At 72.7% G+C, this 17,470-nt stretch carries 19 protein-coding genes and 1 pseudogene; 12 read left to right on the forward strand and 8 right to left on the reverse strand.

Going from position 1 to position 17,470, the window contains the following annotated elements; translation table 11 throughout:
* Positions 1 to 142: 142 nt before the first annotated feature.
* Complete coding sequence (locus tag HNR61_RS11840; RefSeq protein ID WP_182843117.1) at positions 143 to 652, reverse strand: DM13 domain-containing protein; 510 nt, start codon at positions 650 to 652, stop codon at positions 143 to 145.
* A gap of 198 nt (positions 653 to 850) precedes the next feature.
* On the opposite strand from HNR61_RS11840, the gene HNR61_RS11845 reads away from it, so the two are divergent.
* Entirely contained in the window at positions 851 to 2,128 is a 1,278-nt protein-coding gene (locus tag HNR61_RS11845) for a DHA2 family efflux MFS transporter permease subunit (RefSeq protein ID WP_220509165.1), read from the forward strand.
* Positions 2,125 to 2,975 (forward strand): annotated as a pseudogene (gene mca / locus HNR61_RS11850) (mycothiol conjugate amidase Mca). Before HNR61_RS11845 ends, mca begins: the two are co-directional and overlap by 4 nt.
* On the opposite strand, the gene HNR61_RS11855 reads toward mca, so the two are convergent.
* Complete coding sequence (locus tag HNR61_RS11855; RefSeq protein ID WP_312897858.1) at positions 2,972 to 3,811, reverse strand: polysaccharide deacetylase family protein; 840 nt, start codon at positions 3,809 to 3,811, stop codon at positions 2,972 to 2,974. The pseudogene mca and the gene HNR61_RS11855 overlap by 4 nt on opposite strands.
* A gap of 84 nt (positions 3,812 to 3,895) precedes the next feature.
* Here HNR61_RS11855 and HNR61_RS11860 point away from each other — a divergent pair, with 84 nt between their 5' ends.
* Together HNR61_RS11860 and HNR61_RS11865 are read left to right on the forward strand one after the other, a co-directional pair.
* Positions 3,896 to 4,648 carry an ABC transporter permease gene (locus HNR61_RS11860; RefSeq protein ID WP_182843118.1) on the forward strand — a complete coding sequence of 251 codons (753 nt, stop codon included), beginning with the start codon at positions 3,896 to 3,898 and terminating at the stop codon, positions 4,646 to 4,648.
* A 52-nt stretch (positions 4,649 to 4,700) separates the two neighbouring features.
* A complete protein-coding gene (locus HNR61_RS11865; protein WP_182843119.1) occupies positions 4,701 to 4,934 on the forward strand; it encodes an EF-hand domain-containing protein in 234 nt (77 codons plus the stop codon).
* 41 nt (positions 4,935 to 4,975) lie between these two features.
* On the opposite strand, the gene HNR61_RS11870 is transcribed toward HNR61_RS11865, so the two are convergent.
* From HNR61_RS11870 to HNR61_RS11880, 3 genes are read right to left on the reverse strand one after another with little or no spacing between them, the layout of a single operon-like run.
* On the reverse strand, positions 4,976 to 5,380 hold the full coding sequence (locus HNR61_RS11870) for a RidA family protein (RefSeq protein WP_067816474.1): 405 nt from the start codon (positions 5,378 to 5,380) through the stop codon (positions 4,976 to 4,978).
* On the reverse strand, positions 5,377 to 6,135 hold the full coding sequence (locus tag HNR61_RS11875) for an IclR family transcriptional regulator (RefSeq protein ID WP_182843120.1): 759 nt from the start codon (positions 6,133 to 6,135) through the stop codon (positions 5,377 to 5,379). Before HNR61_RS11875 ends, HNR61_RS11870 begins: the two co-directional genes overlap by 4 nt.
* On the reverse strand, positions 6,132 to 7,094 hold the full coding sequence (locus tag HNR61_RS11880) for a sugar kinase (RefSeq protein ID WP_182843121.1): 963 nt from the start codon (positions 7,092 to 7,094) through the stop codon (positions 6,132 to 6,134). The genes HNR61_RS11875 and HNR61_RS11880 overlap by 4 nt, the downstream gene beginning before the upstream one ends.
* Positions 7,095 to 7,217: 123 nt before the next feature.
* On the opposite strand from HNR61_RS11880, the gene HNR61_RS11885 reads away from it, so the two are divergent.
* From HNR61_RS11885 to HNR61_RS11895, 3 genes are read left to right on the forward strand one after another with little or no spacing between them, the layout of a single operon-like run.
* Positions 7,218 to 8,462 carry an alanine racemase gene (locus tag HNR61_RS11885; RefSeq protein WP_312897859.1) on the forward strand — a complete coding sequence of 415 codons (1,245 nt, stop codon included), beginning with the start codon at positions 7,218 to 7,220 and terminating at the stop codon, positions 8,460 to 8,462.
* Positions 8,462 to 10,051 carry an N-acyl-D-amino-acid deacylase family protein gene (locus HNR61_RS11890; RefSeq protein ID WP_182843123.1) on the forward strand — a complete coding sequence of 530 codons (1,590 nt, stop codon included), beginning with the start codon at positions 8,462 to 8,464 and terminating at the stop codon, positions 10,049 to 10,051. Before HNR61_RS11885 ends, HNR61_RS11890 begins: the two co-directional genes overlap by 1 nt.
* Positions 10,052 to 10,074: 23 nt before the next feature.
* The gene (locus tag HNR61_RS11895; protein WP_182843124.1) at positions 10,075 to 11,478 is read left to right on the forward strand and encodes a GntP family permease; all 1,404 of its coding nucleotides are present in this window, start codon (positions 10,075 to 10,077) and stop codon (positions 11,476 to 11,478) included.
* A 38-nt stretch (positions 11,479 to 11,516) separates the two neighbouring features.
* Here the strand turns inward: HNR61_RS11895 and HNR61_RS11900 are convergent, their stop codons facing one another.
* Together HNR61_RS11900 and HNR61_RS11905 are read right to left on the reverse strand one after the other, a co-directional pair.
* Positions 11,517 to 12,113: a hypothetical protein gene (locus tag HNR61_RS11900; protein ID WP_182843125.1), complete on the reverse strand. Its 597-nt coding sequence runs from the start codon at positions 12,111 to 12,113 to the stop codon at positions 11,517 to 11,519.
* Entirely contained in the window at positions 12,110 to 12,370 is a 261-nt protein-coding gene (locus tag HNR61_RS11905) for a hypothetical protein (RefSeq protein ID WP_182843126.1), read from the reverse strand. Before HNR61_RS11905 ends, HNR61_RS11900 begins: the two co-directional genes overlap by 4 nt.
* A gap of 293 nt (positions 12,371 to 12,663) precedes the next feature.
* On the opposite strand from HNR61_RS11905, the gene HNR61_RS47565 reads away from it, so the two are divergent.
* Both HNR61_RS47565 and HNR61_RS11915 read left to right on the forward strand, forming a co-directional pair.
* Complete coding sequence (locus HNR61_RS47565) at positions 12,664 to 13,479, forward strand: helix-turn-helix domain-containing protein (RefSeq protein WP_182843127.1); 816 nt, start codon at positions 12,664 to 12,666, stop codon at positions 13,477 to 13,479.
* Positions 13,476 to 13,664 (forward strand): DUF397 domain-containing protein, encoded by a 189-nt coding sequence (locus tag HNR61_RS11915; RefSeq protein WP_182843128.1) that lies wholly within the window; start codon positions 13,476 to 13,478, stop codon positions 13,662 to 13,664. The genes HNR61_RS47565 and HNR61_RS11915 overlap by 4 nt, the downstream gene beginning before the upstream one ends.
* A gap of 105 nt (positions 13,665 to 13,769) precedes the next feature.
* On the opposite strand, the gene HNR61_RS11920 is transcribed toward HNR61_RS11915, so the two are convergent.
* The gene (locus HNR61_RS11920; RefSeq protein WP_220509166.1) at positions 13,770 to 14,597 is read right to left on the reverse strand and encodes an alpha/beta fold hydrolase; all 828 of its coding nucleotides are present in this window, start codon (positions 14,595 to 14,597) and stop codon (positions 13,770 to 13,772) included.
* A 68-nt stretch (positions 14,598 to 14,665) separates the two neighbouring features.
* On the opposite strand from HNR61_RS11920, the gene HNR61_RS11925 reads away from it, so the two are divergent.
* From HNR61_RS11925 to HNR61_RS11935, 3 genes are all read left to right on the forward strand, one after another.
* Positions 14,666 to 15,319, forward strand: coding sequence for a TetR/AcrR family transcriptional regulator C-terminal domain-containing protein (locus HNR61_RS11925; protein WP_312897860.1), 654 nt, complete (start codon positions 14,666 to 14,668; stop codon positions 15,317 to 15,319).
* 177 nt (positions 15,320 to 15,496) lie between these two features.
* Positions 15,497 to 16,795 (forward strand): tetratricopeptide repeat protein, encoded by a 1,299-nt coding sequence (locus HNR61_RS11930; protein ID WP_182843129.1) that lies wholly within the window; start codon positions 15,497 to 15,499, stop codon positions 16,793 to 16,795.
* Between the two features lie 189 nt (positions 16,796 to 16,984).
* Positions 16,985 to 17,383: an alpha-amylase inhibitor gene (locus HNR61_RS11935; protein WP_182843130.1), complete on the forward strand. Its 399-nt coding sequence runs from the start codon at positions 16,985 to 16,987 to the stop codon at positions 17,381 to 17,383.
* Positions 17,384 to 17,470: the final 87 nt, after the last annotated feature.

A 17,470-nucleotide genomic window follows, 5' to 3' on the forward strand; every position in this document is an offset into this window, starting at 1 on the left:
CCTGGGGGCTCGCACCTCACCAGGGCTTGGCGAGCGCGACATCGCTTCGCGATCTGACCTGCGGGCCCTCGCCTTCGGCGTCGGGCCCGCAGGTCAGGTAACGCGCTCGCGTGCGCGGCTGAGGCCCACTTTGAAACAGGCCCTAGGCGCGCAGGGCGGCCGCGCCGAACGACACGCCGAACCGCTTGCACCAGATGCTCACGCTGGTCAGCCTCGCCAGGTCGGCGTCGGCGGGGACGGTGTAGTTCTGGTCGCCCTTGTTGCCCTTGAGCTTGCCGAGCTCGACGTGCCTGCCCTCGCCGAACGCGAACCACCCGGCGCGCCCCTCCCTGACCGGCTGGTCCGACAGCCACACGCGCAGGTCGGGCCCGTCGGAGGTGTCCAGCCCCTCGATCCGCAGCACGCGCCCGCCGTCCGGCAGCCGCACGACGCTGGCCCGGCCCCTGGTGGCGTGCTCGTGGGAGACGAACGTCCCGCTCGCCACCACCTGGGGCGCGCCGCTCGCGGTCGCGACGGCGGCGGGCGCGCTCTCGTGCACGGTCCGGTCGAAGAACAGCCGCCACGGCTGCGTGAGATACAGCCCCACGCCTCCGGCCAGCACGAACGCCACCAGTCCGACCCGTACCCAGGTCCTGCGCAGCAACCTGCCCATCACGTCCTCCTCAGATCCGGCCGACTACCGCCAGTCCACCAGCCCGAACCCGCCCCAGCTGCGAGAAGTGCTTACGGAGTCGTGACGGCGGACGGCGCGGGCGGTCGCGCGCTCTTACGTAGGTCAAGGATAAATTTATGTCTGACACACTATTTTAAGCGTTCATAAGTTTGGGCTCGACCTAAGAAAGGAGGTCGGGTGACCGTCACCGCGAAGCTGGACGCGCCCCTGCTGCGGGCGGCGTTCGTGCTGGTCCTGGGGCCGGTGCTGGCGCTGCTCGACACCACGATCGTCGGGGTGGGGACCGGCGCGATCGCCCGCGACCTGGACGCCCCGCTCGCCGGGGTCCGGTGGGCGTCCGCCGGATACCTCCTCGCCATCGCCGTCGTGATGCCGCTGTCCGGCTGGGCCGCCGAACGCTTCGGCGCGCGCCGCGCCTGGATCGCCTCGGTCGCGCTGTTCGTCACCGGGTCGGCGCTGTGCGGGCTGGCCTGGTCGGTGGAGGGCCTGGTCGCGTTCCGGGTGCTCCAGGGGCTCGGCGGCGGGCTGATCCAGCCGCTCGGGCAGTCGATCCTGGTCCGGGCCGCCGGGCCGGAACGCCTCGGCCGGACCATCGCCGTCACGCTGCTGCCGATCACGTTCGCGCCCGTGCTGGGGCCCGTCGCCGGCGGCGTGCTGGTGGAGCACCTCGACTGGCGCTGGATGTTCCTGGTGAACGTCCCGATCGGCGTGGCCACGCTGCTGCTGGCCGTCCGCCACCTGCCCCGCGACGACCGCGCCGGGACCGGCGCCCGTCTCGACGCGCGGGGGCTGGCGCTGCTGTCGCCGGGGCTGGCCGCGCTCGTCTACGGCTTCTCCGAGGTCGGGACGGCGGGGTTCGGCGGACGCGTGACCGCCGCGCTGGCGGCCGGGGCCGCGCTGCTCGCCGGGTACGCGGCGCACGCGTCGCGCACCGCGACGCCGCTGATCGACCTGCGGCTGTTCGCGCGGCGCGGGTTCGCGGTCGCGACCGCCAACTCGTTCCTCCAGGGCGCGACGCTCTACAGCTCCATGCTGCTGCTTCCGCTCTACTACCAGCACGTTCACCACGCGGACGCGTTCGACGCCGGGCTGCTGCTCGTCCCGCAGGCGCTCGGCACGGCCGTCGCCACGCTCGTCGCGGGACGGCTCGCCGACCGGACCGGGCCGCGCGCGCTGGTCGTGCGGGGCGCCGGGCTCGGCGTCGCGACCGTGCCCGGCATGGCCGCGGTCTACGCGTCCGTCGACCGCGCCCTGGTCCCGCGCGCGGCGGGCGCGGTCAACGCCCTCAACCGCGTCGGCGGCTCCCTCGGCACGGCCGTCCTGGCGGTCGTCCTCCAGGAGCGCCTGAACGCCGGGCCCGCCCCGGCCGCGTTCGCCGGTGCCTTCTGGTGGGCCGCCGGGCTGTCCGCGCTCACCCTGCTCCCCGCGTTCCTCTACCCGAAGGGAAAGCCATGAAGCCGCGCCTGCTCAGCGTGCACGCCCACCCCGACGACGAGACCAGCAAGGGCGCGGCGACGCTCGCCCGGTACGCCGCCGAGGGCGTGGACGTCATGGTCGCGACCTGCACCGGCGGCGAGCGCGGCGGCATCCTCAACCCCGCCATGGACCGGCCGGGAGTCCGCGCGAACCTGGCCGCCGTCCGCCGCGCGGAGATGGAGGCGGCCCGCGCGATCCTCGGCGTCCGGCAGCGCTTCCTCGGCTTCACCGACTCCGGCCTGCCGGGCCCCGGCGAGCCGCTCCCGGACGGCTGCTTCGCGGCCCGGCCCCTCGGCGAGGCCGCCCGCCCGCTGGTCGCGCTGATCCGCGGGTTCCGCCCGCACGCCGTCGTCACCTACGACGAGACCGGCGGCTACCCGCACCCCGACCACGTCCGGACGCACGAGGTGACGGTGGAGGCGTTCGGCGCGGCCCCCGACCCCGCCCGCTACCCCGGAACGGGCGGGCCCTGGCGGCCGCTCAAGCTCTACTACCAGGCGGCGCTGTCCCGCGCGTGGTTCCAGGCGATGCACGACGCGATGACCGAGCGCGGCATCGACTCGCGGATGGGCCCCTGCTGGCCGGGTGGCCCGACACGGCGCCCGCCCCGGAGGTCACGACCCGCGTCCCGTGCGCCGGGTACTTCGAGGTCCGCGACCGGGCACTGCTCGCGCACGCCACCCAGGTCGATCCGGACGCCGGGTTCATGACGCACCCCCGCGACGTGGAACGCGAGGTCTGGCCGACCGAGGACTACCACCTGGCCCGCACCGCGGTCCCCACGTCCCTCCCGGAGGACGACCTGTTCGCGGGCGTGCGCCCCTAGAGCGCGGTGAAGACCAGGCCCTTGCGCTTCAGGCGGGGGATGGCCTGGTCCAGCGCGGCGAGCGTCTGGGAGCGTTCCCCGCCCCCGTCGTGGCACAGCAGGATGTTGCCCGCCTGGCTGCCGACGAGCGTGCGGCGGATGGCCCCGACGCCCGGCCGCTCCCAGTCGCGCGGGTCGACGGCCCAGTCGATCGGCAGCATCCCGTGCTCGGCGATCGTCTCGTAGACGCGCTTGGACCAGCCGCCGCCGGGCGCGCGGAAGAACGTCGGCACGACCCCCGTCACGTCGGCGATCTTGTGGTGCGCCTGGACGATCTCCTTCTTCACCACCCTGGCCGACACGCCCGACAGGATCGGGTGGGTCATGGTGTGGTTGCACACCTGGTGGCCGTGGTCGGCGATACGCCGCGCGATCCTGGGGAACTCGTCGACCTGCTGGCCGATGATGAAGAACGTGGCCTTGACGTCGTGCTCTTCCAGGATGTCCAGCACCCGCGGCGTCCACAGCGGGTGCGGCCCGTCGTCGATGGTCAGCGCGATCGTCCTGGGCGGCGGCGGGGGGACCAGCTCCGTCAGGTTGCGGATCGGGGTCTTCGTCGCCGTCAGCTTCTCGGTCGTCCAGGGCGACGGCCGGGGCTTGGGCACGGGTTTCGGCGTCGGTGTCGGGGTCGGGACCGGCGCCGCGCCGGGGGTGCCGGGGTTCGGCGGTGTCCGCACCGCCGCCGACGACGAGTGCCGTGCGCCGTCCGCGCCCAGCGCGACCAGCCCGGCGGCACCCATCAACCACAACGCTGTGCGGCGGGACGGCCCGCGCGCCTCCAGTTCCGCTTCCGCCACAGGGGACACGTTAGCGGTCTTTCAGGGGATCTACGGCTTTTATAGAGGTCCAAATCAGGCGATCTTGGTATCAAAGGGAGTCTCATGAATGCGGCACCGGCCATCGGGCCCCCGCTGGCGGTGGTGTTGGTCCTGCTGACGGCGGCGGGAGCCGTCCTGGTGCGGCTCGGCGGGCTGCGGCTGTCCCGCGAGATCGCCGTCGCCTCGGCGCGCGCCACGGCGCAGCTCGCGGTGGTCTCGCTGCTGATCGCGGCGGTGCTGCGGCACGCGGGCTGGACGGCGCTGTTCGTCGTCGGGATGGTGACGGTCGCCGCCGCGACCTCCGCCCGGCGCGTCACCGGGACGTCCCGCGCGACCCCGTGGACGGCGGTCCCGATCGCCGCCGGCGCGGCCCCGGTCCTGGCGCTGCTGCTGGTCTCGACGCTGGTGCCGCCGCGGCCGGTCGCGATCCTGCCGCTGGCGGGCATCCTGATCGGCGGCGCGATGACCGCGACGGCGCTGACCGGCCGCCACGGCCTGGACGAGCTGCGCAAGCGCAGGGGGGAGTACGAGGGCGGCCTGGCGCTCGGGCTGCCGCCGCGCGACGCGGCGCTGGAGGTGTGCCGCGACTCGGCGCGGCTGGCGCTGATCCCGGCCCTGGACCAGACGCGGACGGTCGGCCTGGTGACGCTGCCGGGCGCGTTCGTGGGGGTGCTGCTGGGCGGCGCGGACCCCCTCCAGGCGGGCGCGACCCAGCTGCTCGTCCTGATCGGCCTGCTGGTGGCCGAGCCGATCGCCGCGCTGCTCACGCTGTGGCTGGTCGCCACCGGCAGGCTGACCGACCGCCGGACCCCTTAGGCTGCGATCGTCAACGGTCCGTCAACAGGCGAAGCGAAGGAACCCCCTGCCCATGAGCCAGGACAGCGCCCTCACCGAAGCGGAACTTCGCGAGGCGTTCGACGAGCGCGACCTCAACCGCGACGGCTACATCAGCCGTGACGAGCTGCGTCGCCACCTCCTCATCCAGGGCAGGGAGCTGACCCTGGCCCAGCTGGACGAGCGCATCGCGCGGGCCGACACCGACGGCGACGGCCGGATCTCCTTCGCGGACTTCGTCAAGGCCCACGAGTCCCTGGAGGCCTGACCGGCCCGGGTCCGGGACGCGCGCCCCGGACCCGGCGGGGGTCAGCCGACGGCGGCCAGCGCGTCGATCTCGACGAGCATCGACTCGTGCGGCAGCTCCACGAAGACCGTGGTGCGGCTCGGGAACACGCCGCTCGGGCAGTTCTCCTTCACGAACTCCTCGTACGCCTCGTTCATCGCCGGGAAGTCCTCCCGCTTGGTGAGGTACACCCGCAGCATCAGCACGTCCTCGAAGGACGCGCCGCCCGCCAGCACCACCGCCTTGACGTTGGCGAGGGTGCGGGTGGTCTGCGCCTTCACGTCGCCGGGGTACAGGAACTCGCCGGTCGCCGGGTCCTGCGGGCCCTGCCCGGACACCTGCAACAGCGGGCCCTTGCGGACGCCCTGCGAGAACGCCCAGGCGGGGGTGGGCGCGCCGTCGGTGCGGATCTGGGTCTTGTCGCTCATTCGGAGTCCTCCCGGGGGATGTGGCCGCAGTCGGCGGAGATGGCGCGGGTCGTGGCCCGCAGTTCGGGGAGCAGGCCAAGGACCTGCTCGCGGTTGAGCACCACGTCCGGAACCGAGATCGACGCCGCCGCCACCACGCGGCCGGAGGCGTCGCGGACCGGCGCGGCGACGCAGCGGATGAACGTCTCGTGCTCGGCGTCGTCCATCGCGTACCCCTGCTCGGCGACGCGGTCCAGTTCGGCCAGCAGGGCCTGCGGGGCGGCCAGCGTGTGCTCGGTGAAGCGGACGTAGTCGATCCCGCTGGCGATGGCCCGGCGGCGTTCGGGCGGCAGGTCCGCCAGCAGCACCTTGGCGATGGCGGTGGCGTGCAGCGGCATCGCCAGGCCGATCCGCGAGTACATGCGGATCGAGTGCCGCGAGTCGTACTTGTCCAGGTAGACGACGTCGCCGCCGTCGAGCACGCCGAGGTGCACGGTCTGGCCGGTCGTCTCGTTCAGCCGGGCCAGGTGCGGGGCGGCGATGCCGCGGATCCCGTGCTGGTCCAGCGCCGCGCCCGACAGCGCGAACAGCCGCGACCCGAGGTGGAAGCGGTGGGCGTCGTCGCGGCGCACGAAGCGCTCGGACTCCAGCGTGCGCAGCAGCCGCAGCACGGTCGTCTTGTGCACGCCGAGCGCGGCGGCCAGCTCGTCCAGCGACCGCGGCCCCTCGCCGAGCTCGGCCAGGATGCCGAGCCCGCGCGCCAGGCTCTGGCTCATGGCGTCCCCCCGATCACCGTCGCCGCCCACTCCGCGGGCGGGGCGTCCAGCAGCGCGGCGACGCGGCCGGGAGGCGGCGGCGCCCCGTGGTCGCCGGGGACCGCCAGGGTCGAGGCCGCCATCAGATGGCCCAGGCGCAGCCGTCGCCGCTGGTCGTATCCGCGCAGCGTAGCGGCCAGGTAGCCAGCGGCGAACGCGTCCCCCGCCCCCACGTGGTCGACGATCTCCACGCGCAGCGCGGGCTCGGTGTGCGCGCCCTCCGGGGTCACCACGGTGACCTGGTGCCCGGCGTCCTTGACCACCAGCGCGCGCGGTCCGGGCAGCAGCTCCCGCAGCTTGCGCGGGACGCCGGTGCCGAACACCTCGGCGGCCTCGTCCGCGCCCAGCAGCACGAGGTCGGCCGCGTTCAGCAGGTCGCCCAGCACGCCGGGGTCGCGGTCCCGCCACAGCGCCGGGCGCCAGTTGAGGTCGAAGCTCAGCAGCCCGGTCCGGGGCCGCCGCACCAGCTCGGTCACGAACGCCATCGCGTCGTCCGACAGCGCCGGGGTGATCCCCGACAGGTGGACCAGGGACGCGTCCCGCAGCGCCGCGGACTCCAGCATCCCGGGGTCGAGCGCCGACCCGGCCGAGCCGTCGCGGTAGTAGTGCAGGACGCTGCCGTCCGGCCCGGTCTCCTTCACGTACAGTCCCGTCGGCCGCTGCGGGTCCACGACCACGTGCGAGGTGTCGACGCCGCCGGCGGCCAGCTCCCGGACGATCCGCCGCCCGAAGCCGTCGTCGCCGACGCGTCCCAGCCACGCCGCCGGGACGCCGAGCGCCGCCAGCCCGCGCGCCACGTTCGCCTCCGCGCCGCCGACCGACGACCGGAACCCCGGCACGTCCTCCAGCGGGCCGGGCCGGTCGGGCAGCAGCGCGGCCATCGTCTCGCCCACGCAGACCGCCCGTGGCGTGCCTTCCATGTTCACGACCCCTCCCGCCGGGAACGCTTCCGCCCATTGACCGGCGGGTAAGCGAGATGTTACAACCACCTAAGCGCATAGCGCAATGAGCGTTGCAGTGTGTGCAACGAAGGAGGTGGAGTGGTGACGGGTATCAACGCCGACGCGGTCGAGGCGCTCCGCGGCGAGACACTCGACTGGCGGTTCAAGGCGATCCCGCCGAACGGGCACGGCGCGACGGTCGCCGAGTACCTGGAACGGCGGCCCGCGCTCGCCGACCTCGGCACCCCGCTGCTGACGCTCGACGCGGGCGCGCTGCACCACAACCTGACCGTCATGGCCGACTGGGCGGAACAGGCGGGCGTCCTGCTCGCCCCGCACGGCAAGACCACGATGGCCCCCGCGCTGTGGAAGCGGCAGCTCGACGCCGGGGCCTGGGGCATCACCCTGGCGAACCTGCCGCAGCTTCGCGTCGCCCGCGCGTTCGGCGTCCGGCGGCTGATGCTCGCCAACGCCGCCGTCGACGAGGCCGGACTCGCCTGGATCGCCGGGGAACTGGACCACGACCCCGACTTCACGTTCGTGTCCTGGGCGGACTCGGTCCGCACCGTCGAGCTGATGGACCGGGCCCTGCGCACCGCCCGCGCCCAGCGCGTCCTGGACGTCTGCGTCGAGCTCGGCGGCGAGCACGGCCGCACCGGGGCCCGCACCGAGGACGAGGCGCTGGCCGTCGCCGAGGCCGTCCGCAGGGCCCCGACCCTCAACCTGGTCGGCGTCGCGGGCTACGAGGGCGCGTTCGCCCACGACGCCACCGCCGGCTCCCTGAAGACCGTGGACGCCTACCTGCACCGGCTGGCCGCGCTGTTCGCCCGGCTCGACTACGACACCGGCGAGCCGATCGTCACCGCGGGCGGCTCGTCCTTCTTCGACCAGGTCGTGCACGTCCTGAAGGACACCGGCGGCCGGGTGGTGCTGCGGTCGGGCGCGTACGTCATCCACGACGACGGCTTCTACCGGGGGATCTCCCCGCTCGGGCGGGGCGCGGGCGTCGCGCTCGCCTCGGCCATGCACGGCTGGGCCCGCGTCGTCTCCCGCCCCGAACCGCGCCTGGCGCTGCTGGACGCGGGCAAGCGCGACCTGCCGTTCGACGAGGGCATGCCCGTCCCGCAGGCGGTCCGCGGCCGGGACCTGCCGGACGGCCTGCGCGTGACCGCGATGAACGACCAGCACACCTTCCTCGAAGGCGAGGGCGTCGAGGTCGGCGACGTGCTGCGCCTCGGCCTGTCCCACCCCTGCACCGCGCTCGACAAGTGGTCGCTGCTGCCGGTCCTCGACGACGCCGACTCCCCGGAACCGGTCGTCGTCGACCTGGTCAGGACGTGGTTCTGATGACCGACCTGGTGATCCGGAACGCCCTCGTCCTCGACGGCACCGGCGCCCCCGGGCACGTCGCCGACGTCGCCGTCACCGGCGGCCGGATCGCGGAGGTCGGCCCCGGCCTGTCCGGCCGCCGCGTCCTCGACGCCGCCGGCCTCGCCCTCGCCCCCGGCTTCGTCGACATGCACGCCCACTCCGACCTGGCGCTGCTGGCCGAGCCCGACCACCTCGCCAAGGTCGCCCAGGGCGTCACCTGCGAGGTCATCGGGCAGGACGGCCTGTCCTACGCGCCCGTCGACGACGACACCCTCGCCGCCGTCCGCCAGACCATCGCGGGCTGGAACGGCGACCCGCCTGGCTTCGACTGGAACTGGCGCGGCGTCGGCGAGTACCTCGACCGCCTCGACGAGGGCATCGCCGTCAACGCCTGCTACCTCGTCCCGCAGGGCACCGTCCGCATGCTCGCCATGGGCTGGGAGGACCGCCCGCCCACCGAGGCCGAGCTGGACCGCCAGCGCGACCTGGTCGCCACCGGCATGCGCGAGGGCGCGGTCGGCATGTCCAGCGGCCTCACCTACGTCCCCGGCATGTACGCGGACGACGCCGAACTGGTCGAGCTGTGCCGCGTCGTCGCCTCCCTCGGCGGCTTCTACGCCCCCCACCACCGCTCCTACGGGGCCGGGGCGCTGGACGCCTACGCCGAGATGGTCGAGGTGTCCCGGCGCTCCGGCTGCCCCCTCCACCTGGCCCACGCCACCATGAACTTCGGCGTCAACAGGGGCCGCGCCCCCGAGCTCCTCGCCCTCCTCGACCGGGCCCTCGACGAGGGCTGCGACATCACCCTCGACACCTACCCCTACCTGCCGGGCGCGACGACGCTCGCCGCGCTGCTGCCGAGCTGGGCGTCCGAGGGCGGCCCCGCCGCGACCCTGCGCCGCCTCGCCGATCCGTCGGCCCGCGCACGCATCCGCCACGTCATGGAGGTCGAGGGCTCCGACGGCTGCCACGGCGTCCCCGCCGAATGGGAGACCATCGAGATCGCGGGCTCCCCGGACCCCGCCGTCGTCGGCCGCACGATCGCCGAGCTGGCCGCCGCGTCGGGCCGCCCGCCGTTCGACGTCTACTGCGACCGCCTCGTCGCCGACGCCCTGGCCACCACGATCCTCCAGCACGTCGGGCACGAGGAGAACGTCCAGGCGATCATGCGGCATCCGGCGCACACCGGCGGCAGCGACGGCCTGCTCGCCCCCGCCAAGCCGCACCCGCGCGCGTTCGGGACGTTCCCGCGCTACCTCGGCCACTACACCCGCGACCTGGGCGTCCTGTCCCTGGAGGAGTGCGTCGCGCACCTCACCGGCCGCCCCGCGCGCCGCCTGAGGCTGCGCGACCGCGGCCTGGTCCGGCCCGGGTACCACGCCGACCTGGTCCTGTTCGACCCGGCGGGCGTCCGCGACACCGCGACGTTCGACGACCCGCGCCGCACCCCCGACGGCATCCCGCACGTGTTCGTGGGCGGCACCGCCGTCATCGCGGACGGACGGCACACCGGAGCGCTCCCCGGCCGCGCGCTGCGCCGCGCCGCGGACGGCACCACCCGCTGAAACCCCACCCCCGAAGGACGCCCATGATCAACTGGTTGCAGCACGAGACGGGCGGGCTGCTGGTGCTCTGCGCCGCCGCCATCGCGGTGCTGTTGTTCCTCATCATCAAGGTCAAGCTGGAACCGTTCATCTCCCTGCTGGTCTCCGGGCTGCTGCTGGCCCTCGCCGCCGGGCTCAGCGTCAACCAGATCGTCGGCACCGCCCTCAGCGCCAAGAACTCGATCCTGGAGACCGGGTTCGGCGGCATCCTCGGCCACATCGCCCCGATCATCGGGCTCGGCACGATCCTCGGCGCGATCCTGGAGGCGTCCGGCGGGGCCGACGTCCTCACCCGCCGCCTGCTGGGGATCTTCGGGGAGCGCGGCGCGCCGTTCGCGATGGGCCTGGCGGGCCTCATCTTCGGCATCCCCGTCTTCTTCGACATCGGCATCTTCGTGCTGGCGCCGCTGGTCTACATCACCGCCCGGCGCGGCGGGCGCTCCCTCGTGCTGTACGCGATGCCGCTGCTGGCGGGCCTGTCGATGACGCACGCGTTCCTGCCGCCGCACCCCGGCCCGGTCGCCGCCGCCGGACTGCTCCAGGTCTCCCTCGGCTGGCTGATCATCATGGGGCTGGTCTGCGGCATCCCGGCGTTCCTGGTCGCGGGCGTCGCCTGGGGCGCGTGGATCGGCAAGCGCGTCAACGTCGGCGTCCCCGAGGACTACATCGTCGCCGAGCGCGAGCGCGCCGAGAACGGCGAGCGGACCCCCGAGCGTCCCGACCCGTCGCTCACCCTCGTCCTGCTCATCATCGCCGTCCCGCTCGTCCTGATCCTGCTGGCCACCTTCGGCACCGTCTGGTGGAAGGGCAGCGCCGCGCTGCCCGTCCTCACCTTCCTCGGCAACCCGGCCGTCGCGCTGACGATCGCGGTGCTGCTGGCGTTCTACCTGCTCGGCATCCGCCGCGGCGTGCCCGCCGCCGAGCTGTCCGACCTCGCCACCAAGTCGCTGCGGCCGGTCGGCATGATCCTGCTGGTGGTCGGCGCGGGCGCGTTCTTCGGCGCGGTCATCTCCGCCACCGGCGTCGGCAAGGCCCTGGCCGGGACCCTCTCCGACGCGGGCCTGCCGGTCATCGTCCTCGCCTACCTGATCAGCTGCGGCCTCCGCCTCGCCCAGGGCTCGGCGACCGTCGCGATCGTCACCACCGGCGGCATCGTCGCGCCCCTGCTCCAGGGCCAGGACCACTCCCAGGCCCACATCGCCCTGATCGCCGTCGCCATCTCCGCGGGCTCGATCATCGCCTCGCACGTCAACGACGGCGGCTTCTGGATCGTGTCCCGCTACTTCAACATGAGCGTCCGCGACACCCTGAAGACCTGGACCGTCCTGGAGACGATCCTGTCGATCGTCGGCTTCGCCGCCGCGGGAACGCTCAGCATCTTCATCTAGCCATCCGACCCAGACGGGCCGGGGTTCACGCCGCTCCATCAGCCCGGCGTGGCCCCCGGCCCGTCGCCCTGGACCTCCTGGGCACGGAACACCTCGCCCGCCCGCGTCAGCTCTTCACCCGCGAGCGCGGAGACCTGCCGTCGGGTGGACGCCAGGAACCCGTGAACGCACATCGCGCGGTCGAACGCGTCGAAGACGAGGCGGACGGCGTTGGCGGCGCGTTCCTGAGCGGCCCTGGCCTCACGCTGGAAGATCTCGCGGTCCCGGACGAGAACGCCGCGCTCGTCCAGCAGCCGTTTGAACGTCGCCTCAAGCTCCGCGACCCGCGCCGAGTCGGCCTCACGGGGAACGCGCTCGTCCCAGCAGCGGGTGAGCACCCGTTCCATGTGTTTCTCGACCTCCGCGATCATGCGCGGAGGGACCCGGGCGGCCCGCAGCGCGTCCCCGCACACCATGTCAGCCCATCGGAACAGGAAATCCCGGTCGCAGCCCTCGCACGGCACGCGACGAAGCTCGCCCCGCTCCGCCGCACGCGCCGTCACCTCCGCCAGCGCCGCCGCCGTGAGCAGGTCTTCCTGCGCGAGGGAGACCAGACCCGCGAGCCGCACCGCCGCCGCGTGCGCGTCCGCCGTCATGGAACGAGCTCCCACAGCGCCGCGCGGCATGCGCTGAGCGTTGACGGAACGGCGTCGGTGGCGTTCACGGGAACGATCGCCCCGCCGTGCGGAGCCCAGACGTACCACCAGCGCCCGTCCCGGTAGTCCGCCACCACCGACACGGCGGCGCTGTCGGAGCGGTGAACGAACGAGACGACGACACGCGGGGCCGCCCCGGAGTCCCACACCAGCACCCCCCGAAGGTCACCGGCCCGCCGCACCCCAGCGACAAGCACGTCCAGCACCTCCCGCCGCGGATTGACGCGGCCCGTCCCGTCCTCGCACAGCGGAACGCCAGCCTCCCGGCGACCCCGCCGAGACACGCCATCGCTTACGGAACCACCCGCAGCGCGCTCAGGAGAGCCGCCGTCCGCATGACGCCCGCGCGGCCGCCCGCGCCACCATGACGATCGAGAAAGCACCTCGTCACCCCCGGAATCGGAGTTCGACAGAAACGCTTACAGCCTGTGCCTAACCGCGTTAACCTCGCTACGTTCATGCACCAAATGCAACAGGCGGAGCGCGAGTTGTGAACAGCCAGGAGTTGCTGGACCCCGAACGCTCGATGTGGGACTTCATCGCGGTTGAGCTGCGCAGGCAGCGAACCATGCGAAGAGTCTCAGGAGCACAGCTCGCGCGCATGATTGGGCGTGATCGTTCAATTGTTTCACGCATCGAGTCCGGCAAGATCCCCATGCAGCTCGAACACGCGGAGATCATTGATCGTGCGTGGGACCTGAACTTCCTGTTCACGCGCCTCGTCAGGTTCGCCAAAGAACGGAAGGACGACGAGTGGAGACTGGGCGACCTTGCTGAGCAGGAGGCGCGTGCAACGCGGATACGCATGTGGGAGATCGGGCTCGTTCCAGGCCTCCTCCAGACGCCTGCCTACGCCCGTACCGTCTTCTCCGTGGGGCTTGTGAGGGATCTCGACAAAGCAGTGGAAACCCGGCTTGCTCGGCAGGCGGCCGTCTTCGACAAGGAGAATCCTGCGGAAATCTCCGTGTACCTGAATTGGGTTGTACTCATGCAGCCCGTCGGTTCTCCCGAAGTGATGAGGGAACAACTCACGCGCCTGCTGGACGTCGGCAGGCTTTCCCACGTCAACGTGCGTGTTGTGGAGCGGGAAGCGGGCGTGCACGTCGGCTATGACGGTTCGCTGGAGCTACTGACCGTAGACGCGAGGGAGCTTGCTTACGCTGACGCGCCCCACGGTGGCGGACTCGTCATCGACCCGAAGGAAGTAGAAGACTTCCAAGTAAGGTACGACCGTATAGGCCATATCGCCGCCCCGGTCGGACCTTCGCGGGCGATGATCGAAGCAGCTTTGGAGACGTACACATGACGGAGTGGCGAAAGTCGAGCCGTAGTGCCACCTCAGACAACACCAACTGCGTGGAGGTTGCACAGCTCTCACGCAACATCGGGGTGCGGGACTCCAAGGACCCGGACGGGCCGCGTTTCGCGCTTGCTCCGGTCGCCGCTCGTGAGCTGTTCGACGCGATCAGGGCGGGCCGTTCGGAGGCGTGACGCCGCGTTTCCGCTGCTCGGCTTTGGTGCGGCAGTGCCCGACGTGCTGGGGCGTCCTAGGGCGAACGGTCGTCATGATCGGCGGGCCTCAATGGGCCGCCGGTGTCACGGACGTTTGTTCGTGCTGTCGGCGAGCGTTCCGATGATGTGGGCGACCTGTCGGGGGGCTTTGAGGTCGGCGCTGTGGTCGCGTTTGGGCATCACGACCCGGTGGCCGTGGGGCAGCACGTGTTCGATGGCGTCGAGCCGTTCGGCGAGGTGCGCCGGGCTGCGGTCGCCGCCGAGCAGGAGGACCGGGACGTCGATGCGGGCGTAGGCGTCGAGACGTACGCCGAGTTCGTTCATCGCCTCCAGGTCGTCGATCTGGCGGCCGACCAGCCTGCGGTAGCGCGGGATGAGCCCGGTGAGCGCGCCCGCCGACGCGGCCTGCCAGGCCGGTAGTCCGACGACCTCGCGCATGAAGATCGTCAGCGCCCTGCCGGGGCGGCCTGCGGCGATCGCCGCTCGGGCGCGCCTGACGACCGCGCCTTCCTCGCCCCCCAGCGGCGGGCCGGTCACGGCGGCGGGCTCGAAGATGACCGCCCCCGCGAAAGAGGACGGCGAGGCCGCCAACGCTTCGAGGGCGATCACGCCGCCGGACGAGTGGCCGTACAGGAACGCGGGTCCGCCGACGGCCCGCGCGAGCGCGAGGACGTCGTCGACCTCCCGGGCGGCCGAGCACGGCGTGCCGCCGGTCTTGAGGTCCAGGCGGTACCGGCGGCGCTGCAAGCGCAGCACGCGGAAACGCCGAGCCAGCAGCGCGGCGAGCTTCTTCGTTCGCGTCCCGTCGTCCATGCCGGGGCCGACGATGAGCAGGACCGGCCCGCGCCCCTCGTCGTAGGCGCGGACATCGGTTCCGTCGGCCGAGATCGTGGTGAACAACGTGGCGGGCATCGCGCCTCCCGGTCGTTCCGGCTGCCTTAGCAGTGCTAAGGAGGATTTAGCAATGCTAAGTTGATGCGGTGCGCGCGGACAAGAGGCCCGGTCTGACCAGGCAGGTGATGATCGAGGCCGCCCTGCGGCTCCTGGACGAGGTGGGCCTCGACGGCCTGACGGTGCGCAGGCTCGCGGCCGAGCTCGGCGTGCAGTCTCCCGCCCTGTACTGGCACATCCGCACCAAGCAGGAGCTGCTCGACGGGATGGCCGAGGCGATGATCCTGGCCGCCGGGATGGGGCCGCCCCGTCCCGGCGAGTCATGGCAGGACTGGCTCGCCCGCCGGGCCCGCGCCTACCGCCGGACGCTGCTCTCCCACCGCGACGGCGCCCGCATCGTCGCCGGCGCCGCCCGGTTGAGCCCCGCGACGATCAACCGGTTCGACGAGGAGCTGACCGCCCTGGTCGCCTGCGGCTTCCCTCCGGTCCTGGCGCTGCGCACCATCACCGCGCTCTCCCAGTACGTCAACGGATTCGTCCTCCAGGAACAGGCCGAACCCCGCCGGGATCAGCAGGATCGGCTGGCCGAGCTGCTGGACGCCGGTCCGACCGCCACCCTGCTGGAGGCCCTCCGTGACAGCGGCGACGCCCCGAGGGAGGACGCCTTCGAGCACGGTCTGCGCGCACTGATCCACGGCACGGCGGTCATCCTCGCTTCGGAGGGCGACCCCTCCGCCGACTGATCGCCAGGCCGCGAACGCGACGATCCCGCAGCCGGGGCCGCTTGTATCGCGAACGTATCCAAAAACGCATACGCCTCCACAACACTCCTCTGGCTTCAGTGAGCGCATGGGCCACAGCGGTCCGTGCCGGGGCACGCCGCCTCGGCTCCGAAGGGTGATGAGGAAAAGGGGAAGGCCGTGACCGAGGACAGGGAATGGGGGCGGCGCTCGCTGCTGCGGGGCGCGGCCGTGGTGGCCGGTGCCGCTGCGGCCACGCCGCTGTTGGGCGGGGCGGCCACGGCGCGGGCCGACGGGGACGCGGACGCGTTGTTCGAGGCCGGGAGGTTCGAGCAGGCCGGTCGCGCGTACGAGGAGATCCTCAGGCAGGACCCCGGGAACGTGCACGCCGCGCGCCGGCGCGGCCATGTGGGATTGCTGTCCAACAGGTTCCCCGAGGCCGAGAAGTACCTCACGACGGCCCTCAACCTGGCGCCCGACGACAAGCAGACCAACCGGCTCCTGGCCGACTGCTACACCCGGCAGGACAAGTTCTCCCTCGCCGCGCCCCGCTGGCAGGCGACCGGCGAGGAGGCCTACGCCAAGTGGTTCGCGGCGATGCGCGGCACGCCGTACCAGGTCCACGGCGACATCGCGCGGCTGCCATGGAAGCAGATGGACCCGTTTCCTCTGGTGGAGGCCTCGATCAACGGCGGGCCGAAGAGGAGCTTCACGTTCTACACGCGCGTCGACTCGCTGGGCGTGTCCAAGAGGGTCGCCGAGGAGGCCGGGCTGACCGCCGTGGCCAAGCAGAGGACCGAGGCCTTCGGCGACGTCATATGGCTGTACTACGGGGTGCTGGAATCCTTCAGGCTGGACGGCATCGAACTGCGCAACATCCCCGTGGGGTGGTCGGAGCGGGAGTCGGGCGGAGAGGTCGCCCCCGAGGCCCACGACGGCATGATCGGCACCTGGGTCCTCTACCACCTGCTGCCCACCTTCGACTACGCGGGCCGGTCGCTGATCCTGCGCCGCCGCACCCCCGAAACGGCCGGGAAGGCGCGTGCCGACGCCGCACGAGCACGGGTCAAGCCGTTGCCGCTGTGGCTGACCGGCGGGCACCTGCTGTACAGCGAGGGCAGCGTCGCCGGTTCCAGCCCGGGGGTGGTGGCCCTGCACATCGGCGGAACCGGCGAGCAGGTCGCGGGCATCTCCGAGGAAACGGCCAAGCGGTTGGGGGTCCGCGTCGACTACGACCGCCCGATGGCGTCCTTCGCCGGAGGCCAGCCGACCAACGGCTATCCCTGTTACCCCAAGGAGGTCCGCCTCGGCGACGCCACCGCCAAGGGCGCCTACTGCTACGCGGGCGGAAAGAACACTCTCGGCGACGAGGGGTTCTACAAGCTGGCCAGCTTCGACCACGCCTTCCACAAGCCCTTCAACATCACCCTCGACTTCACCGACATGAACCTCTACATCGCCCGCGGCCCGGCCACCTGACCACCGGGCCGCCGACCACCCGGTGTCCTGGGCCGTCCCGCGGCGACGGGCGTCGGGGCTGGTCGGCGGATGGGACGTCCCGCTTCGTCCCGTGGGTCGCCGGGACTCTGTCGGGCGGGGAGCGGAGCTGTTCGGATCGGTCCCGGCGGCACCACCGCCGCCGATCCGACCACCTCCTGGAGGAGTCCCGTGCGTACCGCTCTCGTATCCCGGGCCGGGCTGCTGGGCCTGGCCACCGCCGCCGCCCTCGCCCTGGCCCCGGCCGCGCACGCCGCCCCGGCGGCCCCCGCCCCGCCGGCGCCGCCCGCGGCCACCCCCCATGCCACCGCGACCCTCACCGCGAAGCAGGAGACCGTCACGGCGCGGGGCACGGCGCCGGCCTGCATCAAGCGCAAGGGCTGGCCGGTTCCGTGGAGCCGCACGGCGGTCAAGATCACGAACAAGTGCGGCAAGACCATGCGCGTGAGGGTCATCGTCAAGCGCGGCAAGGACAGCCCGTGCAAGACGCTGCGGAAGAACAAGTCGTTCACCTGGCAGCTCATCCCGCCGTACGGGTCGCCCAGCTACCACAAGACCGTCACCTGCTGAGGCCGGGCACGCGTGCGCACCCGCCGACCGGCGGCCCGTCCCACCGGCCGCACCCCCACGTCCACGGCGTCGCGCGGCACCCGGCGC

It is taken from the genome of Actinomadura kijaniata, assembly GCF_014138665.1.
GTDB classification, from domain to species: Bacteria; Actinomycetota; Actinomycetes; order Streptosporangiales; family Streptosporangiaceae; genus Spirillospora; species Spirillospora kijaniata.

Coding starts and splice junctions, on each gene's coding strand:
- HNR61_RS11840 (WP_182843117.1), bottom strand. CDS start 652: ATGGGCAGGTTGCTGCGCAGGACCTGGGTACGGGTCGGACTGGTGGCG.
- HNR61_RS11860 (WP_182843118.1), top strand. CDS start 3,896: ATGAATGCGGCACCGGCCATCGGGCCCCCGCTGGCGGTGGTGTTGGTC.
- HNR61_RS11865 (WP_182843119.1), top strand. CDS start 4,701: ATGAGCCAGGACAGCGCCCTCACCGAAGCGGAACTTCGCGAGGCGTTC.
- HNR61_RS11870 (WP_067816474.1), bottom strand. CDS start 5,380: ATGAGCGACAAGACCCAGATCCGCACCGACGGCGCGCCCACCCCCGCC.
- HNR61_RS11875 (WP_182843120.1), bottom strand. CDS start 6,135: ATGAGCCAGAGCCTGGCGCGCGGGCTCGGCATCCTGGCCGAGCTCGGC.
- HNR61_RS11880 (WP_182843121.1), bottom strand. CDS start 7,094: ATGGAAGGCACGCCACGGGCGGTCTGCGTGGGCGAGACGATGGCCGCG.
- HNR61_RS11890 (WP_182843123.1), top strand. CDS start 8,462: ATGACCGACCTGGTGATCCGGAACGCCCTCGTCCTCGACGGCACCGGC.
- HNR61_RS11895 (WP_182843124.1), top strand. CDS start 10,075: ATGATCAACTGGTTGCAGCACGAGACGGGCGGGCTGCTGGTGCTCTGC.
- HNR61_RS11900 (WP_182843125.1), bottom strand. CDS start 12,113: ATGACGGCGGACGCGCACGCGGCGGCGGTGCGGCTCGCGGGTCTGGTC.
- HNR61_RS11915 (WP_182843128.1), top strand. CDS start 13,476: ATGACGGAGTGGCGAAAGTCGAGCCGTAGTGCCACCTCAGACAACACC.
- HNR61_RS11920 (WP_220509166.1), bottom strand. CDS start 14,597: ATGCCCGCCACGTTGTTCACCACGATCTCGGCCGACGGAACCGATGTC.